The sequence below is a fragment of the Chryseobacterium sp. AC405b genome, from assembly GCF_979258685.1.
This window is the reverse complement of sequence record NZ_OZ409877.1, coordinates 1,866,655-1,889,370: the sequence shown is the minus strand read 5'-3', so window position 1 is coordinate 1,889,370 and position 22,716 is coordinate 1,866,655. Positions and strand designations below refer to the sequence as shown.

Annotated in this window: 25 protein-coding genes and 1 pseudogene; 17 read left to right on the top strand and 9 right to left on the bottom strand. The window is 34.8% G+C overall.

Annotated elements, in window-relative coordinates; all coding sequences use genetic code 11:
* Nucleotides 1–88 precede the first annotated feature (88 nt).
* From ACZZZA_RS09170 to ACZZZA_RS09155, 4 genes are read left to right on the top strand one after another with little or no spacing between them, the layout of a single operon-like run.
* A complete protein-coding gene (locus ACZZZA_RS09170; RefSeq protein ID WP_463431141.1) occupies nt 89–718 on the top strand; it encodes an NUDIX hydrolase in 630 nt (209 codons plus the stop codon).
* Nucleotides 719–746: 28 nt separating this feature from the next.
* Complete coding sequence (locus tag ACZZZA_RS09165; RefSeq protein WP_463431139.1) at nt 747–1,547, top strand: lysophospholipid acyltransferase family protein; 801 nt, start codon at nt 747–749, stop codon at nt 1,545–1,547.
* A 17-nt stretch (nt 1,548–1,564) separates the two neighbouring features.
* A complete protein-coding gene (locus ACZZZA_RS09160; RefSeq protein ID WP_463431137.1) occupies nt 1,565–2,005 on the top strand; it encodes a hypothetical protein in 441 nt (146 codons plus the stop codon).
* Nucleotides 2,006–2,007: 2 nt separating this feature from the next.
* On the top strand, nt 2,008–3,345 hold the full coding sequence (locus tag ACZZZA_RS09155) for a UDP-N-acetylmuramate--L-alanine ligase (protein WP_463431135.1): 1,338 nt from the start codon (nt 2,008–2,010) through the stop codon (nt 3,343–3,345).
* Nucleotides 3,346–3,504: 159 nt separating this feature from the next.
* On the opposite strand, the gene ACZZZA_RS09150 is transcribed toward ACZZZA_RS09155, so the two are convergent.
* Nucleotides 3,505–4,272: an aldo/keto reductase gene (locus tag ACZZZA_RS09150; RefSeq protein ID WP_463431133.1), complete on the bottom strand. Its 768-nt coding sequence runs from the start codon at nt 4,270–4,272 to the stop codon at nt 3,505–3,507.
* Between the two features lie 116 nt (nt 4,273–4,388).
* Nucleotides 4,389–5,285 carry a LysR family transcriptional regulator gene (locus tag ACZZZA_RS09145; protein ID WP_463431131.1) on the bottom strand — a complete coding sequence of 299 codons (897 nt, stop codon included), beginning with the start codon at nt 5,283–5,285 and terminating at the stop codon, nt 4,389–4,391.
* A 181-nt stretch (nt 5,286–5,466) separates the two neighbouring features.
* Between ACZZZA_RS09145 and ACZZZA_RS09140 the strand changes: the two genes are divergently transcribed.
* Nucleotides 5,467–6,084, top strand: coding sequence for an NAD(P)H-dependent oxidoreductase (locus ACZZZA_RS09140; RefSeq protein ID WP_463431128.1), 618 nt, complete (start codon nt 5,467–5,469; stop codon nt 6,082–6,084).
* Complete coding sequence (locus tag ACZZZA_RS09135) at nt 6,081–6,368, top strand: putative quinol monooxygenase (protein WP_463431126.1); 288 nt, start codon at nt 6,081–6,083, stop codon at nt 6,366–6,368. Before ACZZZA_RS09140 ends, ACZZZA_RS09135 begins: the two co-directional genes overlap by 4 nt.
* 48 nt (nt 6,369–6,416) lie before the next feature.
* Here the strand turns inward: ACZZZA_RS09135 and ACZZZA_RS09130 are convergent, their stop codons facing one another.
* Nucleotides 6,417–6,863 carry a carboxymuconolactone decarboxylase family protein gene (locus ACZZZA_RS09130; protein WP_463431124.1) on the bottom strand — a complete coding sequence of 149 codons (447 nt, stop codon included), beginning with the start codon at nt 6,861–6,863 and terminating at the stop codon, nt 6,417–6,419.
* Nucleotides 6,864–6,927: 64 nt separating this feature from the next.
* Nucleotides 6,928–7,500, bottom strand: a complete 573-nt coding sequence (locus ACZZZA_RS09125) for a Crp/Fnr family transcriptional regulator (protein ID WP_463431122.1) — start codon at nt 7,498–7,500, stop codon at nt 6,928–6,930.
* Between the two features lie 64 nt (nt 7,501–7,564).
* On the opposite strand from ACZZZA_RS09125, the gene ACZZZA_RS09120 reads away from it, so the two are divergent.
* Nucleotides 7,565–7,930, top strand: coding sequence for a DUF1304 domain-containing protein (locus ACZZZA_RS09120; protein ID WP_463431120.1), 366 nt, complete (start codon nt 7,565–7,567; stop codon nt 7,928–7,930).
* Between the two features lie 42 nt (nt 7,931–7,972).
* Here the strand turns inward: ACZZZA_RS09120 and ACZZZA_RS09115 are convergent, their stop codons facing one another.
* Nucleotides 7,973–8,440 carry a thioredoxin family protein gene (locus ACZZZA_RS09115; RefSeq protein ID WP_463431118.1) on the bottom strand — a complete coding sequence of 156 codons (468 nt, stop codon included), beginning with the start codon at nt 8,438–8,440 and terminating at the stop codon, nt 7,973–7,975.
* Nucleotides 8,437–10,500: a TonB-dependent receptor plug domain-containing protein gene (locus tag ACZZZA_RS09110; RefSeq protein WP_463431116.1), complete on the bottom strand. Its 2,064-nt coding sequence runs from the start codon at nt 10,498–10,500 to the stop codon at nt 8,437–8,439. Before ACZZZA_RS09110 ends, ACZZZA_RS09115 begins: the two co-directional genes overlap by 4 nt.
* Before the next feature lie 117 nt (nt 10,501–10,617).
* On the opposite strand from ACZZZA_RS09110, the gene ACZZZA_RS09105 reads away from it, so the two are divergent.
* From ACZZZA_RS09105 to ACZZZA_RS09075, 7 genes and pseudogenes are all read left to right on the top strand, one after another.
* Entirely contained in the window at nt 10,618–11,805 is a 1,188-nt protein-coding gene (locus tag ACZZZA_RS09105; protein WP_463431114.1) for a homogentisate 1,2-dioxygenase, read from the top strand.
* Nucleotides 11,806–11,992: 187 nt separating this feature from the next.
* On the top strand, nt 11,993–13,267 hold the full coding sequence (locus ACZZZA_RS09100; RefSeq protein WP_463431112.1) for an acetyl-CoA hydrolase/transferase family protein: 1,275 nt from the start codon (nt 11,993–11,995) through the stop codon (nt 13,265–13,267).
* Nucleotides 13,268–13,390: 123 nt separating this feature from the next.
* A complete protein-coding gene (locus tag ACZZZA_RS09095; protein WP_463431110.1) occupies nt 13,391–14,107 on the top strand; it encodes a hypothetical protein in 717 nt (238 codons plus the stop codon).
* Between the two features lie 300 nt (nt 14,108–14,407).
* A pseudogene (gene hppD / locus ACZZZA_RS09090) lies at nt 14,408–15,539 on the top strand (4-hydroxyphenylpyruvate dioxygenase).
* A gap of 69 nt (nt 15,540–15,608) precedes the next feature.
* Nucleotides 15,609–16,073: a hypothetical protein gene (locus ACZZZA_RS09085; protein ID WP_463431108.1), complete on the top strand. Its 465-nt coding sequence runs from the start codon at nt 15,609–15,611 to the stop codon at nt 16,071–16,073.
* A 49-nt stretch (nt 16,074–16,122) separates the two neighbouring features.
* Nucleotides 16,123–17,370, top strand: coding sequence for a fumarylacetoacetase (gene fahA, locus ACZZZA_RS09080; RefSeq protein WP_463431106.1), 1,248 nt, complete (start codon nt 16,123–16,125; stop codon nt 17,368–17,370).
* A 92-nt stretch (nt 17,371–17,462) separates the two neighbouring features.
* Complete coding sequence (locus ACZZZA_RS09075; protein ID WP_463431104.1) at nt 17,463–18,284, top strand: flavin reductase family protein; 822 nt, start codon at nt 17,463–17,465, stop codon at nt 18,282–18,284.
* Between the two features lie 61 nt (nt 18,285–18,345).
* Here the strand turns inward: ACZZZA_RS09075 and ACZZZA_RS09070 are convergent, their stop codons facing one another.
* Both ACZZZA_RS09070 and ACZZZA_RS09065 read right to left on the bottom strand, forming a co-directional pair.
* Nucleotides 18,346–18,561: a hypothetical protein gene (locus ACZZZA_RS09070; protein WP_463431102.1), complete on the bottom strand. Its 216-nt coding sequence runs from the start codon at nt 18,559–18,561 to the stop codon at nt 18,346–18,348.
* A gap of 99 nt (nt 18,562–18,660) precedes the next feature.
* Nucleotides 18,661–19,500 (bottom strand): alpha/beta hydrolase family protein, encoded by an 840-nt coding sequence (locus ACZZZA_RS09065; RefSeq protein ID WP_463431100.1) that lies wholly within the window; start codon nt 19,498–19,500, stop codon nt 18,661–18,663.
* 127 nt (nt 19,501–19,627) lie between these two features.
* On the opposite strand from ACZZZA_RS09065, the gene ACZZZA_RS09060 reads away from it, so the two are divergent.
* From ACZZZA_RS09060 to ACZZZA_RS09050, 3 genes are read left to right on the top strand one after another with little or no spacing between them, the layout of a single operon-like run.
* Nucleotides 19,628–20,401, top strand: coding sequence for a HipA family kinase (locus ACZZZA_RS09060; protein WP_463431098.1), 774 nt, complete (start codon nt 19,628–19,630; stop codon nt 20,399–20,401).
* A complete protein-coding gene (locus ACZZZA_RS09055) occupies nt 20,388–20,771 on the top strand; it encodes a DUF3037 domain-containing protein (RefSeq protein ID WP_463431096.1) in 384 nt (127 codons plus the stop codon). The genes ACZZZA_RS09060 and ACZZZA_RS09055 overlap by 14 nt, the downstream gene beginning before the upstream one ends.
* A 20-nt stretch (nt 20,772–20,791) precedes the next feature.
* The gene (locus ACZZZA_RS09050; protein ID WP_463431094.1) at nt 20,792–21,790 is read left to right on the top strand and encodes an alpha/beta hydrolase fold domain-containing protein; all 999 of its coding nucleotides are present in this window, start codon (nt 20,792–20,794) and stop codon (nt 21,788–21,790) included.
* Nucleotides 21,791–21,830: 40 nt separating this feature from the next.
* On the opposite strand, the gene ACZZZA_RS09045 is transcribed toward ACZZZA_RS09050, so the two are convergent.
* On the bottom strand, nt 21,831–22,652 hold the full coding sequence (locus ACZZZA_RS09045; RefSeq protein WP_463431092.1) for an alpha/beta hydrolase: 822 nt from the start codon (nt 22,650–22,652) through the stop codon (nt 21,831–21,833).
* Between the last annotated feature and the right edge of the window lie 64 nt (nt 22,653–22,716).

Sequence of the window (22,716 nt, the reverse complement as noted above, 5' to 3'; positions counted from 1 at the left end):
TAAATACGTAAAAATTTTTGCTGAAAATTATCTGTTATTAATATCAATTTCTGTTCCTTTTTATAAGATATATTAGTAAATTTGAGATATGGAAAGTTTTGGAAAAGATTTATTGCAAAAAATCAAAAAAGCCCAGTTAGGAGGCGCCAATGCCCACGGAGTTTTCTCACCACCATACCGTGAAGTCTTTACCCATAAAGAAATCTTAGAAAAAAACCCGAAATTTGCCGCCGTAAATATTGTTTTATATTTAAGAGATAATGAATGGTATTTTCCGCTCATTCTGCGTACAGAAAATGAGCGCGACAGACATAGCGGACAAATATCTTTACCGGGAGGAAAACGCGAAGAGTTTGATCGGGATTTTGCAGATACAGCGATCCGCGAGACTTCAGAAGAAATCGGTTTAGAAAAACCTTATGTTAGAATTATCCGTGAGATGTCTCCCATTTACATTCCGCCCAGCAATTTTTATGTTTATCCTTACATATCATACTCAAAAAGAAATCCTGAGTTCATCTTACAGGAAAGTGAAGCCGTAGAAGTGATAGAATTTCCGATTACGTCATTTTTAAATCTTCCGGATTCGCCGGAGATCATGTCTTTACCGGGAGCCGGAGGAAAAGAAGTTCCTGTAATCAATTTCAATGATTATATCATTTGGGGAGCTACAGCAATGATCCTCAGCGAATTCAGCCAGTTGATTAAAAAAATGTAACTTTGCACATATTATGTTTAATTGAAAAATGGCGAAGAAAAACATATTTACCGATTCGTTCGGCACCCCTTATTTTCTTAAAAGATTAATTATTTTTATTCTGGGGATCGTTTCTTACAGAAGATTTAATGGTTTTAATAAACTTAAAATCACCGGTACAGAAAATTTGGTAGATCTTCCTGATTCTAATGTCCTTTTCGTATCCAACCATCAGACTTACTTTGCAGACGTCGCAGCGATGTACCACGCATTCTGTGCAGTGAATAACGGGTATTTAAACACCATAAAAAATCCTATTTATCTCCTTAATCCTAAAATAGATTTTTACTACGTTGCTGCCGAAGAAACCATGAATAAAGGGATTCTTCCAAAAATATTTAAAATTGCCGGCGCAGTAACTGTTAAAAGAACATGGAGAGCTGAAGGCAAAAACGTCAACAGACTAGTTGATCTTAGTGAGATTGATAATATCATGAAGGCGCTGGACAACGGCTGGGTAGCAACTTTTCCGCAGGGAACGACCGCAGCTTTTGCACAGGGCAGAAAAGGAACTGCCAAACTGGTAAAAAATCAAAGACCTATTGTTATTCCTATTAAAATAAACGGGTTCAGAAGAGCGTTTGACAAAAAAGGACTTCGTGTAAAAGTAACCGGTGTAAAGCCTACGATGGAATTTAAAAAACCTTTGGATATTGATTACGACAAAGAAAATGCACAGCAAATTCTTTTGAAAATCATGACTGCCATTGAGCAAACAGAAGATTTTAATCTACTCCATACCTACGATGAAGAATTAAAAATAAAAAAGACAGAGCAACCCAATCCATAAAAAATTAAAAAGTCATTATGAAAAAATTAATAGCAATATTATTATTAATCATGATTACTGTTTCCTGCAACAGCCAGAAAATTTATTCAGATTTTGACATCAGTTATTCTAAAAGCGGCGGTCTTTTACCCATCTACGAAAATCTTTTGATCAAGGGAAATGATGTAAATTATTCTTTTGAAAGTCAGAATGAGAAAATTAAAACAAGTTTTAAACTTACCAACGAAGAATTACAGAATTTAAATCAGATTCTGACACAAAATAATTTCAGACACATTGCAGAAGATCATAAAAAGATCTATGACCGAGTTGCCATTGCCATTAATGTAAAAAAAGGAGATAACAGCGCCAATAAAACGGATGCAAGCATGATTATGCCCAAACATCAGAAAAATTGGGATCAGATTGTTACTGCTTTCCAGAATATCATCAGTAAAAACGTAAAAAACACTCAATAATTTTGAAAACCCATTTCATTGCCATCGGAGGAAGCGCCATGCACAACCTCGCCATTGCGTTAAAAGATAAAGGATATGAAGTTTCAGGCTCAGATGATGCCATTTTTGAACCTTCAAAATCAAGACTTGAAAATAAAAATATTCTTCCAGAAGAACTAGGATGGTTTCCCGAAAAAATCACCTCAGATATGGATGCCATAATTCTTGGAATGCACGCTCATCAGGACAATCCCGAATTGGCAAAAGCAAAAGAACTTGGCTTAAAAATATATTCTTATCCTGAGTTTCTTTACGAACAGGCAAAAAATAAAACCCGTGTTGTAATCGCCGGATCTCATGGGAAAACTACCATTACTTCAATGATTCTGCATGTTCTGAATTTCCATCAGAAAGACGTAGATTTTATGGTAGGAGCTCAGCTGGAAGGTTTCGACTGTATGGTAAAACTGACGGAAGACAACGATTTTATGGTTTTGGAAGGTGACGAATATTTGTCTTCACCCATTGATCTGCGCTCAAAATTCTTGTTGTATCAGCCAAACATCGCTTTAATAAGCGGAATTGCATGGGATCACATCAATGTTTTCAAAACTTTTGATGATTACATCGAGCAGTTCAGAAAGTTTGTAGCAAGCATTACTCCTGGCGGAATTCTGGTGTATAATGAAGAAGACACAGAAGTAGTAAAGGTGGTAGAAAATGCGGAAAATTATTTCAGAAAAATACCTTACAAAACTCCGGAATATGAGCTTAATGACGGAAAAGTATATTTAAAAACGGAAATGGGTGACATCCCTCTTTCTGTTTTTGGAGCGCATAATCTTCTTAATCTTGAAGGTGCAAGAAATATCTGTCATCATCTGGGAATTATGGATGAAGAATTTTACGATGCCATCATGAGTTTCAAAGGTGCTTCAAAACGTCTTGAAAAAGTTGAAAGACCGGATAATGGAATTTTGTATAAAGATTTTGCGCACGCTCCAAGTAAAGTAAAAGCTGTGGTGAAAGCGTTTTGCGAGCAATTTAAAAATCAAAAAAAATACGGTTTTCTTGAGCTACACACTTATTCAAGTTTAAACCCTGTGTTCTTAGAACAATACGATCATGCAATGGACGGATTGGATGAAGCGATCGTTTTCTATTCTGAAGATGCTCTGAAAATCAAAAGAATGGAACCAATTTCTCCCGATTTAATCAAGGAAAAATTTAAAAACGAAAACTTAAAAGTTTTTACCAATGCAGAAGAACTTCATGCATATTGGGATTCATTAGATAAAACGCAAGGTGTTTTTATGATGATGAGTTCGGGTAATTTTGGCGGATTGGATTTAACGAAATAAAATAGATCGAAAAAAATAAAAAACTCCTTTTCTGATTGAAAAGGAGTTTTTTTGTCTTAAATATCTGCCACAGCATTCAGCATTTTCTCTTCCCAAGCCGGGTCTTTCGGATCGAAAAACAGTCTTTTATCTGTGTTCAGAGAACGAACAATATTCATTTCATCCTAATTCAAAATCAAAAACATTGAAGTTTTCCTCAATTCGGGACGGTGTCACAGACTTTGGAATCACACAGAAACCTTCCTGCAAATGCCATCTTAAAATCACCTGAGCAACGGTTTTATCATATTGTTCAGCAATTGATTTTAATTCCGAATTATTCAGTAATTTTTCGTTTCCATTTCCAAGCGGGCTCCAGGGTTGGGTAACAATATTATTTTCTCTGTTGTAAACCTGCAATTCATTCTGTTGGAAAATGGGATGCAATTCAATTTGGTTGACTACAGGTAGTATTTTTGAATTTGATTTCAGTTCCTCAAGTTTTTCTACTGTAAAATTACAGACTCCGATTGCTTTTATTTTCCCCTCACTGTACAATTCTTCCATCGCTTTCCAAGCTCCCAAAAAGTCTCCGAACGGCCAATGTATCAAATACATATCCAGATAATCGAGCTGTAATCGGTCTAAAGTTCTCTGAAATGCACTTTTCGCTTTTTCATAGCTGAAATCCTGAACCCATAATTTTGAAGTGATAAATAAATCTTCTCTGTTTACATCACTGTTCTTGATGGCATTTCCGACACCAATTTCATTTTGGTAAATTGCAGCTGTGTCAATCATTCTGTAACCAGTCTGAATAGCTTTGATAACGGTGTCTTCACACACTTTCTGATCTTCTATTTGCCAAACTCCAAAGCCAAGAGCAGGAATTTCAACATCATTATTCAGTTTAATGACTGGTTGATTGGGGTAAGTTTTATTTTGCATAATTCTAGTTGTTTCGTAATTTAATATTATTAATTAAAGTATATTTTTTTCATATCAGTCCTTAAGTTATTCAGATTTTGTACCAAAAAAATTGTCATATCTTCTTCATACAGAGTTTAGCTCATCATTTTTCTGAACAAACTTTTAATATGATCAATCTCAGTTTGATACATTGTTTTTTTTCTGCAGCCGAAGTACAAAGTGTTTTCTAACTTTTTATCACCTTCCCAAATCAGTTTTACCTCACCATTTTCCAGTTCATTTTTACATAAAAAATCAGGCACGACCGCCAAACCTTTTCCGCCCTTCAGACAACGGATGATTGAATTCAGATTAGGTACGATATAATTGGGTCTGAACTTAGGTTTATGCCCAAAATTCATCAGCCAGAACTGAAAAAGATGCTCCATATCTCCGGTTGTTCCGTACCATTTTTCCTGTTTCAGCCAATCTTCAATTTTTTGCAAATCTTTTGTTTTTAAAACCTGATTAAAACTTTCTGTATCCATGTTTTTTCCGCCAATTAAAATTATTTGTTCAGACGAAAAAGCTTCGTGCAAAATATTGGGCGAAGTTCCTTTTTTTGGAGTAATAATTAAATCCAGAATACCTTTATCCAGCTGGTCAAGCATTTCAGGATATTGCCCAAAACCAATAATTAAATTAAAATCTAAAGATGAAACATATTGCTCTAAGGTTGTCTGAAAGGTTTCGAAACACATTCCTACACTAATCGTCGGTGTGCTTTTTTCGGTAGATTTCTGAAAGTTTTTTTCTACTTCTTCCAGTTTTGTTAAATGTTCTGAAACTGCATTAAATAAAACTTTTCCTCTCTCGGTCGGAATCATTTTTCTTCCGGTTCGGTCAAATAACTTATACCCTACATATGCTTCCAGAGAACCAAGATGCAAACTCACTCCGGGTTGTGAAATGAAAAGCGACTCTGCTGCTCCGGTTAATGTTCCGGTTTTATAAATCGCTTTAAAAGTTCTGTACCATTCTAAATTGACCATAGAATTTTAATTTTAAAATGAACTCGTTGACTTGCATTTTCACTTCGCAAGTTAAGAGTTAGTTTTTAATAATTGATATTTTTAGTATCATAATTATAATACAAAGGTATAATTTATATTATTTTTATTATACATATCCCCAGTTATAACTTTGCAGTATAAAATTTAAACATTTACCAAAATGAAAAAAATATTAATCATCAACGCCGGACAAAATTTCGGACATTCCGGAGGAAAATACAATCAGACAATTACAGAAAACACTTTGGAAGCTTTGAAGCCTTTTGAAAATATTGAAGTAAGAATCTCAAATATCAGTGAGGGTTATGATAAAAATGCTGAAGTTGAAAAATTCGTTTGGGCAGATTACATCGTTTATCACACTCCAATCTGGTGGTTTCAGTTACCCAATGGTTTCAAGAAATATATTGATGAAGTTTTCACAGCCGGTCATGCAAAAGGAATCTACATGAGCGACGGAAGATCTTCAGACAATCCGAAAATCAATTACGGAACAGGCGGAATGTTAAGGGGCAGAAAATACATGCTTACCACAAGCTGGAATGCACCGGAAACCGCTTTCACGCTTCCCGGAGAATTTTTCAATGAAACAAGTGTTGACAACGGACCTCTCTTTGGTTTCCACAGAATGAATGCATTTATTTCTTTAGAAAAATTAGAAAGTTTTCACTTCCATGATGTAGAGAAAAATGCGGATATCGAACGTGATATGAAACTATACAGAGAGCACGTAAAAAATGTTTTTGAAAAAGAATTACAACCACAATTTGTCTCATGAAAATTTATTTAACAGCCATCATAAAAGCGAAAGAAGAATACCAAACTGAAGTTTTGCAAGTTCTTCAAAACATGGTTGCACAGACCAGAAAAGAAGAAGCTTGCGAATTGTACACGCTTCACCAAGGAATTGAAGCTAAAAATCAATTTATTTTTTATGAAATCTGGAAAAGTGAAGAAGGTTTAGAAAAACACAATCAGCAACCATATATTCAAGATTTTGTTTCTTTGATTGATGAAAAATTACAGGAAATACCACAGATTTATAAAACTCATCATATTTAAAAAAAAAACAACTTTTCAGAATTGAAAAGTTGTTTTTTAATACTGATTTTAATTTTTTCCAATCGGCAAATGGGTGCTGATCGCAATCCTGTTCCATGCATTGATGGTCACTATTGCCATGATAATTTCTACAATCTGCTTTTCGTCATAAACCTGTTTTGCCTTATAATAAGTTTCTTCAGACAATCCTTTTTGGTGAATCAAAGTAATTTCTTCTGTCATCTCGAGAAGAACTTGCTCTTCTTCGGTATACAATTTTTTCGCTTCTCTCCAGGCACTCAATACAAAAATCCTTTGCGGCGTTTCTCCATATTTTATAGCATCTTTCGTATGCATATCAAGGCAAAAAGCACATGCATTAATCTGTGAAGCTCTGATCTTTATTAATTCTTTTTGAATATGGTTGAGCGAAATATTCTGAAGATAACCTTCAAGCCCTATCATAGCTTTGTAAGCTGCTGAATCTGTGTTTTCGATGTTTACTCGTGTACTCATTTTGTTTGTTTTAAATTTCTGATCCAAAGGTCAGTCATTCAAACATCAAAAATCTTAAACTGGTTTAAGAACGTAACTTTGCTCTTATTTCGCTCAGATATTCCGGAGTAAAACCCAAAAAAGAAGCCAGTAAATATTGCGGAATTCTCTGTATAAACCAAGGATAAAATGTACTGAAGTGAATATAGTATTCTTCTTTATTCATTTCATAGATATAGCGAATTCTTTTCTCGGCTGCTGCATAAGCACGCTGATAAACCATTCTGAAATATCGCTCCATTGTTGGGTGTTTTTCAAGTAACAGTTCCTGAGATTGGAAATCTATGACTACAATTTCCGATTTTTCAACCGCCTGTATATTAAACTGAGATTTCACTTGTTGTTCGAATGCGAAATTATCAGCAATCCACCAGTTTTCGATGGCAAATTCTGTAGTTTGCTCTACTCCTTTTTCGTTGATGAAGAACTTTCTGAGGCAACCTTTTAAAACAAAATATTTAAACTTACAAACCTCACCTTCTGACATCAGATTTTCTTTTTTATTGACTTCCAAAACCTGAAAGTAAGAAAATATTGAAGCAAATTCTTCGTCACTTATTTTGATAAATTTATCTAAATGTGCTTTGAAAGTTTCCATTTTTGAAATTGTATAACCAAACTTAACTTTATTTTTTTAGTTTTACAATCACAAAACAATAATTATGGAAATCGTTGCTAAAATATTCATCGCTGCTGTCGCTTTAGAACATTTATACATTCTCTGGATGGAAATGTTTGCCTGGGAAACCAAAGGAAAAGAAGTTTTTAAATCGGCTCTACCTGCAGAATTATTTAAACCCACAAAAGGTTTAGCCGCAAATCAGGGATTATATAATGGTTTTCTTGCAGCCGGTCTGATCTGGTCGTTCTTTATTGAAGACGAAAAGTGGCAAACAAATATTGCTTTATTTTTCTTGGGATGCGTTGCGATTGCAGGAATTTACGGTGCTATTTCTGCGACAAAGAAAATATTTTTTGTTCAGGCACTACCTGCTATTTTAGCGATTGTTGCAGTTTTATTGAAGTAAATTACCCATTTCAAATCAATCTAAAGTTTGTCAGTTTTCATATTATAGACTAGAAATTTCCAATAACTTCTTCTTCATTTTTTCAGGTTTAAACTCTCCTTCATGGTAATACACCAATTCCTGATTTTCATTTAAAATAACCCACAAAGGATAAGCAGGTTGGTTTTTATTTTTAGACAAAGCCAAAGCTAACTCATGAATTCCGGAATTTCCGTTAGGCAAATAATTGAATTCTTTCCCCTGAAAATGGATTTTATCTTTTGTTTTTTCCGCCTCAAAGTTGATGAAATAAAATTTTTCGTTGATCAGTTTTACCAAATCTTTATCCTTATTGATGTTATAAGATTCGATCTTACAAACTGAACACCAATCGGTATACAAATGAATAATAATTGGTTTTTTATTCTCTTTCTGTATTTTTTCAAAATCTGGAAAAGTACCTGTTTTCATCTGCGAAAGATAAAAATCAGGCACTAAAAATAATACTAAAAAAAATACTAACCTTTTCATTTCAAATTATATTTCACTCCTAGAAAACCTCTGATTCTCTGCATAGAAGCATATCCATACGTTGTATCAAAAGTATAATTGTTCGGATTATTAATGGGATCATCTACATTTTTATCGAACGGATCAAACGGTCGCATCAAAGGATCTTCCGGAGTAAAATTGAACAGATTTTTCACACCGCAATACACTTCAAAACCAGAATCAAAACTCTTTGAAACCTGAATATTGGCCAAAGAAAACAGTGGAGAATATTCCGGACGGTAATCGTTGGGTAAAACAGGAAGTCGCATGGGTCCATAGAATTGTCCTGTAAAATCTATTGCAAGATTATTTGAGAATTTGTAGGTTAAATTATATGTTCCACTCCATTTTGGGGCATGAAGTTGCCGGGATTTTTCTTTTTCTCCATCAAATTTTTGATAAACATCCAAATAAGTAACTCCCAGATTTACACTTAACGGAAAATTAAAACTGAAATCAATATTCATTGAAGCCCCTCGGGAAATTCCATACCCCTTAAGATTATCATAAATAATTTTATCGGGTTCAGAATCAAAATCACCGACAATTTTATTGCTGAAATAGGTGTAAAATGCAGACGCATCTACATTAATCAATCGGTCGCCGACAGGAATTTTCCAGACATAATTTAAATTTCCGTTGATGGATTTTTCTGGTTTTAAATTAGATTGAATGACCACTTCACGAGAACCCGTCAAAGCTGCGTGATCTTCTGTAAATAAATTCACAACTCTGAAACCTGTTCCAAAATTAAATCTTAAAGTGTGATAAGGATTCGGAGAAAACTTCCATGCAAAACGGGGCGAGTGAACAGAATGGTGGATCTTATCATAATCAAAACGGTAACCCAACAACAACGTGTTTTTTTCATTAATTTCCCATTGATCCTGAATAAATGCTCCGAAAATTGGAGACCTCATGGGTTCGTTAGTGAATCCGTCTGATGATAAAGTTCCGGGAGTACTGTCGTCATAAAAAGTTTTTTTGAAAGTGGCTCCCAAAATCAAATCATGATTTCCCAATTTTTTATCCCAGTACGTCTGTGCAAAAGCCACTTTTTGTGTCGCATCAAAAGGATTGTTTCCATAAAAAGAGTCTTGATCATGAAAATTATAAGAAAACTGAGTAACAATATTTTCTTTCATGGGCCATTGATACATCCCGAACGCCTCTACTCTGTTGGTGTAAACACTTTCTCCATACACGTCATTGCTTCCACGATAAGATTTGTTCCATTGCATTTCTCCCCCAAAACGGTCTTCGTACAAGTATCTCAAGGCAAAACTTGCCAAGCGGTTGTCTTTCCGCTGGAAATTCCATTTATTAAAAACTGAAATTCTGTTTTGAAGCGCAGCGTCTGTGAAATTGTCTTTATTCTGATCTGTTTTTTCATTGAAATTAAAATAATTTAAACTCAGTAATGAAGCTACATTTTTACCTACATTGAATTTTGTAGAAAGATCAATGTTATTTTCAGCCCAGCTTGTTGTCATGAGATTGATGCTCAGTTTTGGTGCTGTCAATGCGTTTTTTGTAATAATATTGATAACGCCGCCCATCGCTTCAGAACCATATAAAGAAGATGCCGGACCTTTCACCACTTCAATTCTTTCAATAAGACTGTTGGGGATTCCACTTAAACCATAAACTGTTGAAAGCGAGCTTACAATCGGCATTCCGTCAATTAAAATCATGGTATAAGGACCTTCCAGACCATTAATGTGAATATCTCCGGTATTACAAACCGAACAGTTCAGTTGTGGCTGCACTCCATTGACCATTGCGATAGCTTCAAAAACACTTGGTGTAGGGTTTTTCTGGAAAAATTTCTGAGTGTAAATTTCTACTGCGACCGGACTTTTTGATTTACTGACCGGTTTAAGTGTTCCCGTAATCACTACATCGTCAATCACTTTTATTCTTTCCTTTTTTTCCGGAACTTTTACTGAATCAGATTTTTTATTTATATCCAAACTATCCGTTTCCTGAGAGAAACAGAAACCCGAAAAAAGAATAGAAAAAAAGAATATTCGCTTCATGAAATTAAAATTGTTAGACAAAGCTAACAATTATTTTTGAATACCAAAACTAAATGATCAAAGTCGATGAATTAAAATTCAGAAGAAATGATTAAATTTGAGAAAATATAAAGGTAAATGAGATATCACCAATCGGGGAACATCCCTCAGAAACGGCATACGATTTTTAAATCACCTGAAGACAAATTTTATTACGAACAACTGTTTGGTACAGAAGGTTTTCACGGTATTTCTTCTTTGCTGTACCATGTTCACCGTCCTACGCAAATCAAATCAATTGGCGTAGCCAAAGATGTTACTCCAAAAATTGCGGTTGACAAAAACGTGACACCAAGAATGTTTAAAGGCATGAATGTAACGCCTGAAGACGACTTTTTGGACAGCAGAAAGTTTCTTTTGGTCAACAATGATCTGAAAATGGGATTGGCGAAACCAAGAAAATCGATGGATTACTTTTATAAGAACGCCGAATGTGACGAACTTTTATTCATCCACGAAGGGAACGGAATTTTAAAAACATTTGTCGGAAATCTTGAATTTTCTGTTGGCGATTACCTGATTATTCCGCGCGGAACAATCTATCAGGTTGAATTACAATCTGAAAATACGGTGTTTTTTGTGTTGGAAAGTCATTCTCCTATTTATACTCCGAAGCGTTACAGAAACGAATTTGGTCAATTGCTGGAGCATTCGCCGTTTTGCGAAAGAGATATCATTGCACCAACTTTTGTAGAGCCAAGAGACGTAAAAGGAGAATTTTTGATTAAAGTAAAAAAAGAAAATCAGATTACCGATTTCATCTATGCAACGCATCCATTCGATGTTGTGGGCTGGGACGGATATTTTTATCCTTATAAATTTAACATTAAAAACTTCGAGCCGATTACAGGAAGAGTTCATCAACCGCCACCGGTTCATCAGAATTTTGAAGCACACAACTTTGTGGTTTGTTCGTTCTGTGCAAGAATGTACGATTATCATCCGTTGGCAATTCCTGCACCTTACAATCACTCGAATATTGATTCTGACGAAGTTTTGTTTTATACAGAAGGTGATTTTATGAGCCGAAATCATATCGATTTAATGGATTTCACTCTTCATCCGGGAGGCATCGTGCACGGTCCTCATCCGGGAGCAATGGAAAGAAGCATCGGGAAAAAATTCACTGAAGAATATGCGGTGATGGTTGACCCATTCCGTCCTTTGAAAATCACTGAAGAAGCGATGAAAGTGGAAGATCCTACTTATAAAACTTCTTGGCTGGAAAGTGAAGATCATAGTTTGGAAGATCGTTCGCAAGAGTAATAGGTAAATATCTGTAAAATTTAATAAGGGACTCAATGCATTGCATTGGGTCCTTTTTTTTTAGTTGACAAACTAAACATGACAAATGTTTTCAAAAAGAGAGACTGAAGATTAGATTAAATTTAAACATTATGAGCTATCTTTAAAGTATAAAATAATAGGTAATACATCCATAAAAAATCTCAATATGTATAATTATATAAGTGCAGAAGAAGCTGTGTACACTGTAAAAAGTGGAAACCGAATATTTTTTCACGGAAGCGCATGTACTCCGAATCATTTAATTGATGAATTGGCGAGACAATCTCACAGACTTGAAAATGTAGAAATGGTTTCTATAACTCAACAAGGAAATGTAGAGATTGCAAAACCCGAGTATAAAAACAGTTTCTTTGTTAATTCTCTTTTTGTTTCTACTCCCGTAAGAGACGCTGTAAACTCTGAAAGAGGAGATTTTGTACCTGTTTTTTTAAGTGAAATTCCCATCTTATTCAGAAATAATATTTTACCGCTGGATGTAGCATTAATTACAGTTTCACCACCCGACAAACACGGTTTTTGTACTTTGGGAACTTCCGTAGACGTTGCAAGAGCGGCTGTAGATACTGCAAAACTGGTCGTGGCCATCGTAAATCCTTTAATGCCAAGAACGCATGGCGACGGTATGATTCACATCAGTAAAATCCATAAATTGGTTTGGCATGAAGAAGAACTTCCTACCGTTGATTACGGTGCAAAAGTGGGCGCTGAGGAAATGTTGGTCGGGAAAAATGTAGCTGAACTCATAGATGATAAATCTACTTTACAGATGGGTATAGGAACAATTCCTGATGCTGTTTTAAAATGCTTGGGAAACCACAAAGATCTGGGAGTTCACACAGAAATGCTGAGCGATGGTGTGATAGATTTAATACAAAATGATGTCATCAATAATAAATACAAGGGCTATAATGACAATAAAACAGTTACCAGTTTCTGTTTCGGAACCAAAAAACTTTATGATTATGTAGATGACAATACGGTTTTTGCATTTAATGATGTAAGCAATGTGAATTTCCCTATCAACATCATGCGTAATAAAAAAATGGTTGCCATCAATTCTGCTATTGAAATTGATCTCACCGGACAGGTTTGCGCAGATTCTATCGGAACTTTACAGTACAGCGGAATTGGCGGACAGATGGATTTTATGCGTGGAGCCGCTTTGAGTGAAGGCGGAAAACCCATCATTGCTATTACTTCCAGAACCAAAAGAGGCGTTTCCAGAATTGTTCCATTCCTAAAACAGGGAGCAGGAGTTGTAACAACAAGAGGACATATTCATTGGGTGGTTACAGAATACGGAACTGCCTATCTGTATGGAAAAAATTTACGTCAAAGAGCACAGGAACTCATCAGTATCGCACATCCAGATGATAGAGAAATGCTGGAAAGAGCTGCGAACGAAAGATTTAAACTTTAACATTATTTCACATTTTTTAGACAAGAAAAAGATGTACATTTATTTCTGATAATTAACGAATCACCAACAAATGGAGTATTCGGTAATGTATTTGAAAAAAAATTCTTGAAAAAAATAACACATTTGAAAACGATATATAATTCTATAAAAGAGGAGGTAAAAAAAAATATTAAAGTAAAAGATTCTGTTCTGGGGAATGTAAATGATTGGAAAAGGAGTCATTATATTATACTCTCAGAAATCATCAAAAAAGAGCTTGCCCAGTCTGAGCAGCTGAAAAAAGAAAAGATTTTTGAATTGGGAAATACCATTTCACACATTACGCTGCAACGTTTTTTTGAAAATGATTATCAGGATAAAACCCATAACGATCTCCGCTTTTTGAAAACACTGGATAAAATCTGCATTTTTTTAGGGTTTAAAGATCTCAGTTGCTATATACATCATAACAAAGAAAATTTCGCTATTGATGGATACGAACTGACAGGGGGTGAATTTACAACTGATATTGCATACAATTACTGTTCGAAAGTTTTCGAGTTATATAGAAATTTTCCCACCCTGAAATTGGAACTGTTTAAAGATTTAGTTTTTGATAAATCACCGTTTTTAGAAAGAGCAACATCATTCTCCAGAGAACTTTGTGATAGAAATTTCGAATTGGTTACCAAAAACAATCGTTCAAATTTTGAGGTATTTGATATCAATATCATCACTGATGAACCCGATAAAAAGATTTTGGAAACTCAGGAATTTTGGAATCTTTCTTTTCAAAGTGGGAGAATCCGGAGAAGAACATTTTGTAAATCAATTAAATACACAAATTTATTTCATCCGTAAAATTGATAATGTGTGGAAGATTTGGGATAATTACAATCCGGATGCAGGAAGATTAAATAATAAAAAATAAAAGCCGCAAAAAATTACAGCTTTCATTGTCTGAAATAATATTTCTTATCATTTGTGATTTATCATACAAATGTAGAAAACATATCAAAATAACAATAAACTTAAGTATACTTAAATGAACTTTAATATTCTGTAATAATAATACAATCGTCTGCACATCAATAATGTTTTTTAATTATTTATCAGAATTTCGTAATTTGCAAACTATAAAATAAAAGTAAAATAGAAAATATGTCAACACTTACATTTGCCGAAAAAATTGCTCAGGCGGAGAACTTTTTGCCGATCAACGGTACAGATTATATTGAATTTTATGTGGGAAATGCCAAACAGGCTGCTCATTTTTATAAGACTGCATTTGGTTTTCAGTCTTTAGCTTACGCACGAACCTGAAACTGGGGTAAGAGACAGATCATCTTATGTTCTTCAACAGGGAAAGATAAGATTGATATTAACCACAGGTTTAAAATCTGAATCGCCAATCAGTGAGCATGTAAAAAAGCATGGTGACGGAGTGAAAATTTTGGCACTTTGGGTTGATGACGCATATTCAGCATTCGAAGAGACCACTAAAAGAGGAGGAAAACCATATTTAGAACCTGTAACTTTAACTGATGAGTACGGCGAAGTAAGAATGTCCGGAATATATACATACGGAGAAACCGTTCATATGTTTATTGAAAGAAAAAATTATTCTGGTGCTTTCATGCCCGGTTATCAAAAATGGGAAAGTGCTTACAACCCTGAAGAAGCAGGATTGCTCTATGTTGACCATTGTGTAGGAAACGTTGGCTGGGACAGAATGATCCCTACTGTTGAATGGTACGAGAAAGTAATGGGATTTGTAAACATTCTATCTTTTGACGATAAGCAAATCAACACAGAATATTCTGCACTGATGTCTAAAGTAATGTCAAACGGAAACGGTTTTGCAAAATTCCCCATCAACGAGCCGGCAGAAGGAAAGAAAAAATCGCAGGTTGAAGAATACCTGGATTTTTACGAAGGTGAAGGTGTACAACATATCGCAGTTGCAACAAAAGACATTATCCGCACAGTAACCGAACTTAAAAAACGTGGTGTAGAATTCCTTTCTGCTCCACCAGAAGCATATTACGAATTGGTTCCTGAAAGAGTAGGTCATATTGATGAAGATCTTAAGAGACTTCAGGATTTAGGAATTCTGATTGATCATGATGAGGAAGGTTATTTACTACAAATCTTTACAAAACCTGTAGAAGACCGTCCTACCCTTTTCTTTGAAATCATTGAAAGACATGGTGCACAAAGTTTCGGTGCTGGTAATTTCAAAGCACTTTTCGAAGCTTTGGAAAAAGAACAGGAAAAAAGAGGCAATCTTTAATTTTCAAATCAACTATAGAGTTTTGTCAGGATGCAGATCTTGACAAAACTTTTTTATAAACACAAGCTTATGAGAAAAGTAATCATTACAATTATTTTATTTGCCGGTATCGGATTACAGGCGCAAAACTATGGTGGGATCAATGAGATCCTTCGTCGTCTTGAAGAAAGAATAGGCATCAATCAAAATCTGGAAAACGTAAGTATTGACAACAAAAAATTTGTTCTTATCAAAGATTTCGCAGATCATACAGAGCGCAGCTTTATTGTACTGAAAGGAAAAGATGCTACATACATAGAAATGTTCGATGATAAAGCAACCGGACAAAGTACATCCAATGTTTTTTCGGGAGATATTATCAGAAAAAAGAACATCATTTCTTTAAGAGCGGATAAACTGGAAAATAAAAAGATACCAATTCCTGTTTCAAAAACACTTCTTTTAACAAAGCAGAAGGAAATCATTTATCTGATTGATATCAATTCCAGAGACCGATGGATTGATGAAGAATCTTACACCAAAAAATCAAAATAATAACGCCTAAAAGACTACTTTTAAACTCAAACCTCAAACTATTCATATTATGAAATCATTTGTAGAATATCATTCAAATTCAGACTTTTCAATACACAACATTCCTTTCGGAGTTGCAGTATTTAACAAAGAATTTATCGCCTGTTGTACAAGAATCGGTGATCAGGTAGTTGATCTTGCTCTTTTATACGACCTTTCGTATTTTGATGAAATTGCAGGGTTAGACGAAAATGTTTTCGAAGCATATACTTTAAATGAATTCATCGAATTAGGAAAACCTGTAACCAATGCAGTCCGTCTTAAAATTCAGGAATTATTGCTCGATGGTTCTATCTTATCTAAAGATGAAAAAACCATTGAAGATGCTTTTTACGACCTGGATCAGGTTAAAATGATTATGCCGGTTCATATTCCTAATTATACAGATTTTTACAGCAGTATCGAGCACGCAACCAATGTTGGAAAAATGTTCAGAGATCCTGCAAACGCTCTGCTTCCAAACTGGAAACATCTTCCTGTAGGTTATCATGGAAGAGCTTCATCCATCGTAGTTTCAGGAACAGATATCAACCGTCCTAAAGGTCAGATGAAAACTGCCGATGCAGACAAACCTGTTTTCGGACCTTGCAAACAACTTGATTTTGAACTAGAAATGGCTTTCATCATCAATCAGAATACAGAAATGGGAGAAAGCGTATCTACAAAAGAGGCAGAAAACGCAATATTCGGAATGGTGGTTTTCAATGACTGGTCAGCAAGAGATATTCAGTCTTGGGAATATGTTCCTCTGGGACCTTTTTTAGCCAAAAATTTCGGCTCATCTATTTCTCCGTGGGTTGTTACGTTGGAAGCTTTAGAGCCATTCAGAACAGCTTCTCCTACGCAAGATCCTGAAGTTTTTGACTATTTAAAATTTGAAGGAGATAAAAATTACGACATCAATCTTGAAGTCTATATTCAGCCTGAAAACGGAGAACAAAATCTGATCTCTGAAAGCAATTACAAATATATGTACTGGAATATGACACAGCAATTGGCTCATCATACCGTAAACGGCTGTAATCTGGAAGTTGGTGATTTGTATGCAAGCGGAACGATCTCAGGAAACGATCCGAAATCTTATGGTTCAATGCTTGAATTAACTTGGAGAGGCCAAAACCCTATCACTCTAAACAACGGACAGGAAAGAAAATTCATTGAAGATAACGACACCGTTACAATGAAAGCCTGGGCTGAAAAAGAGGGCGTAAGAGTTGGTTTCGGAGAAGTTTCAGGGAAAATTATTCCGACCAAGTAAATTTATTACAAAACGTTCATCTAACAGTCACCAAATTTGAGGGGGCTTAATCAAAAAATAATGTTTAAAAACTTTTAAGTTTTAGATAAAAAATGAAAACAGTACTTCCATCAGAAATAACTCCCGTACAACTGCAAACCATCATGCAAACAGCCGTTTCACCACGACCAATTGCATTGGCTTCTACAATTGACAAAGACGGAAACAGCAATTTGTCGCCGTTCAGTTTTTTCAATATGTTCAGTACGGTTCCACCGATTTTAATTTTCTCGCCTTCGAGAAGAGTTCGGGATAATACTACGAAACATACTTTACAAAACGTTCTAGAAGTTCCGGAAGTTGTTATAGGAACGGTTAATTTTCCAATCGTACAGCAAATTTCTTTAGCATCAACAGAATATGGTGATGACGTGAATGAATTTATCAAATCAGGATTAACCATGAAAGATGCAGATTTGATTCAACCAAAATTAATCGAAGAATGCCCCGTAAATTTTGAATGTCAGGTTTTAGAAATAAAATCTCTTGGAGATCAAGGGGGTGCAGGAAATCTGGTTATTTGTGAGGTGAAAAAAATTCATATAAGAGAAGAATATCTCAATGAAGAAGGAAATTTAGATCAGGCAAAATTAGACATGGTTGCCCGTCTTGGTGGAAACTGGTATTCTAGAAATAATGACAACAATCTTTTTGAAGTTCCAAAGCCATTGGTCACAAAGGGAATTGGTTTTGATCGGCTTCCTGATGCAATAAAATACAGCAAAGTATTCACAGGAAACGATTTGGGAATGTTGGCAAATGTTGAAATTTTACCTTCTGAAAATTGTTCTGATGATGAAAACATCCATCTCGAAGCTCAGAAATTATTGCTGGAAAGTAAGATAGATGATGCCTGGAAATTATTAATTAAATAATTTAAAAAATTAAAAGGAGTGAAAATTTTCACTCCTTTTTTTATTCCTTAATACAAAACATTTAGTAGCAGCATTGCCAACGTCCATTTGCATCTTGGCTTTCGGTACCAAAATTCGGATAAGAGCACGGAGGTATAAGGCATAAACCTGTACCATCGCTGAGATAATCACTAAAACAACCGCTATATGAGCATTGCTTTACCTTGTCTCCTCCTGAAATGTTTTTTTGAGCTTCTCTGCTTAATTTCTGAGCATTTTTTAAATTTAATTTTTTCATAATTACTTGTTATAAACTTTGTTATTGGTATTTACGAAGTTATCAAAAAAAATTAAATATTTCAACTAAAATTGAAAAATATATTTTGTGATTTGAAAACTACATTTTCTCACGAATAAATTCAATACATTTTCCAACAACTAAATTTAAATCTTCGGGCAAATTATCGTCTTCCCAAGGTTCTTTTGCTCCGAAAGTATGATTGGCATTTTCAACTAAAAACAATTCACTATTGGGATTCAGAATATGAAGATGTTCAGAATTTTTCAATTTCACAGACTCATCCGAGGTTCCATGAATAATCAAAACATGCGCTTTTACCATCTCCATAGAACGTTCAACATCAAAACGATGCGGATTATTTGCAAAATCTTCATAGAATTGATAATAATGAGGCATTTGCTGTTTTGTTCTCGCATTTTCCACGTAATAAACACCGTTATTTTGCCACTCTATCAGACTCTCGCCTTTAGGAAATCGTTCAAGATTATCAACACTTGCCAAAGTAATCAAACCATTGATTCTCATATCTTCGCAGGTTTTAACAATAGAAATTCCTCCTCCCCGACTATGTCCGAGCAAAATTATTCTTTGGTCATCCACTTTTGGATCTTTGATGAAATGATCTATAATAAATCCTAAATCTGAAAGTTCTTTTGAATAATTATTGTTCCCAAAAGATTCCAGATCATCAAATTCATTCGGGTTTACAATAGTAGTTCCATTATAAGAAAAATTGAATTTGACGAAGAAAAAACCTGCTTCTGCAAATTTTTCAGCCATCAAATTCCACGCACCCCAATCTTTATAACCTTTATAACCATGAACGAAAATCACCAAAGGAAGTTTATTTTCTGCTTCCGGATAATAAGCATCGGCAAGAAAATCTTTGGTTTCAGGGTTTGAAATAATGATATTTTTATTTTTGACGATGTTCATAATTTTTTATTTTTGAATTTAGGTAAATCTCGCAGAATTATTGACTTATAAAATTTGTAAAAATAATTTCAATCCTAAAAATAACACAAATACAATTAAACACAAACTAAAATCTTATTTTTGCGTTATGTTAGATTTACGAACGGTTACCGTCATGCGTTACATTCTTCCGCTTCGGGAAGGCGGTTCACTGCCTGCTTTGGCAGAAGCTGATGATGATTTTAAATACGTGTTAAAATTTCGTGGCGCAGGTCATGGAGTGAAAATGCTCATCTCAGAACTCCTAGGCGGGAAAATAGCCGAAGCTTTAGGATTGCCGATTCCTGAGCTGGTTTTTGCGAACCTTGATGTAGATTTCGGAAGAACGGAAGCTGATGAAGAAATTCAGGATTTGCTTAAGTTTTCTGAAGGCCTCAATCTGGGTTTGCACTATCTTTCAGAATCAATTGCATACGATTCCAGTATCAAAGTTGATCCTTTTCTTGCATCAAAAATTGTCTGGCTGGATACTTTTATCACCAACATCGACCGTACTTTTAAGAACACCAATCTGCTGATGTGGCATAAAGAATTGTGGGTGATTGATAACGGTGCATCTTTTTACTTCCATCATTCCTGGCAGAATTTTGACACGGCAGCAAAAACTCCTTTTAAATATGTGAAAGACCATGTTTTGCTTCCGCAGGCTACGAAATTAGATGAAGCTGAAAAATTTGCTCACGAAGTTTTAAATGACGAGATTTTCAGAAAAATTGTAAATCTTATACCACAAGATTGGCTGCATTGGGACGATGCAGAAGAGAGTCCGGATGAAATTCGTGAGGTTTATTTTAACTTTATGAAAACCCGATTAGAAAATTCGCAAATCTTTGTAAACGAAGCCAGAAATGCAAGAGGATAAAATATACGAATACGCCGTGATACGATTGGTACCAAAAGTTGAACGAGAAGAATTTTTCAACATTGGGCTGATTATGTTTTCAAAAAGAGAAAAATTTATTCGTGTAGCGTTTTATCTGTGTCCGGATAAATTTAAACTCATCAAAAGCAAATTGGATTATGACGACATCATTCAAAATTTAGAAAGTTTCCGGAAAATAGCCATCGGTGAAAAAGACGCAGGACCGGTTGCCCAAATGGAAATTCCGGAACGGTTTCGGTGGTTAACTGCAGTAAGGAGCGCAGTTATACAGACTTCCAGACCTCATCCCGGAAAATCTAAAGATCTGGAAAAGACTTTTGGTAAACTTTTTGAGGAGTTAGTAAAATAATACGTCTCAATATTTTAATTATGATTTCAGCAACAAAAAATATACATATCAGCAGGTTTTTTCTAAACCTGTTTTTTATTTTCTTTTTTTCAGCTTCCATTTTCTCACAAACGTCAAAGAGTGCTTTACTTCAGGAGAAAACTTCAGTTCTAGAAAATATTACGTACAAAAAAGATGGCAAATGCAAAAATTTACAATTGGATATGTACAGGCCAAAAAATTCTGCTAATGAAAAATTGCCTGTTGTTATTTTTCTACATGGAGGTGCATGGGCATTGGGAGATAAAGTAATTACTCCCGATAATTATATTGAGCAGACCATTTTAAAACTGACTGAAAAAAATTATGCAGTTTTAAGTGTTAACTATCGTTTGGTGAGTGAAGATGTTCATTTTCCCGGCCCGGTAGAAGATTCTAAAGATGCGGTAAAATGGGTGAGAAAAAATGCTGATCAATATGGTTTTGATTCAGAAAATATCGGTTACTGGGGAGTTTCTGCAGGCGCACATCTTTCATTACTTTCTGCATATACTCCCGACAGTGAGTTTGTGGGCGATCCTGATCTTTCAGAATATTCAGGAAAAGTAAATTATGTAATCGATAATTTCGGACCGACTGATATCAACAGGCTTCTCCACACCAGAGCGCCAAAGCCTTTATTATTCATCGTTGGTTTAATTTCGAAAAAAATCATTGATATCAGAACCAATATTGCGAAAGGAATGACTGGCTACGATATCAAAACTGAAAGAAACAAAGTAATTGAATTCAGTAAAACAATTTCTCCTCTTTATTACACTCAAAATACTGTTCCTACCTTAATTCTTCATGGTGACAAAGACAAAGTTGCACCGATAAGGCATTCAAAAAGATTAAACAAGATGTTAGAAAAGACTAAAACAACGCACAAACTTATTGTTGTAAAAAAAGGAAATCACGGATTTAAAGACACCGACATTGTTTATCAAAATGAACTTAATAATGCTATGGTTGATTTTATTATTTCACAGAAGAAATAAATACTAAAAATGTATATAAAAAACAAAAATTTCAAAATATCTATTTTTTCTTCATTGTCTCAATCCTTTTAATTTCATTTAAAAGTAACGGAAAAGCAGGATGAGCCATTCCGCCATGATCGAAACCGTCGAGTTCGTATAAAACTGTTTCTTTATGACCTTTCAGCTTCATCATTCTCCACAGGTAAGCGTTTTCCTCATATCTTCCGAACAGTTCTTTTTCCCGATCTCCTGTAATCAAAAGCAAAGGCGGTGCATCTGAGCGAATAAAATGCAGTGGCGCCATTTCATCAATTCTGGCATCAAGCTCATCAATCCCTTTTTCTTTTCTTGCGGTAAAATGGGAAATCATTTGTCCGCTAAACGGTATAATTCCGGCTAATTTGTTGGCATCAATTTTATATTTGCCTAAATAAGATTTATCCAGACCAACCATGATTGCAAGATAACCTCCTGCAGAATGTCCGGTAATGAAAATCAACTCTTCACTTCCTCCGTATTTTTTGATATTATTGAAAACCCATGCAGTTGCTGCTGCGGCATCTTCAATATATTTGGGAGCATTTACTTTTGGTGACAATCTATAGTTTACGCCAATCACGGCAATTCCTTTATTTTTTAATTCTTCAGGAATATCTTTTTGTCCGCCAGTCAGGCCGCCTCCATGAAACCAGATTACCGTTGAGAAATTCTTTACTTTTTTTGGAACATACACATCTAAAACACACCTTTCATTAATATAAATATCAGATTGATTGATCTTTTCATCGTAATAATGAATATTGGAAATAGTCTGGTACTCCTGAGAAAAAAATGGAAATGAAAACAGAAAAACAGATAGGATAACAAGGATTTTTTTCATTCTTAAAATTTATTGAAATCTAAAGATAGGAATTTACGTAAAAATGAGCTTCAGTAATTAAACA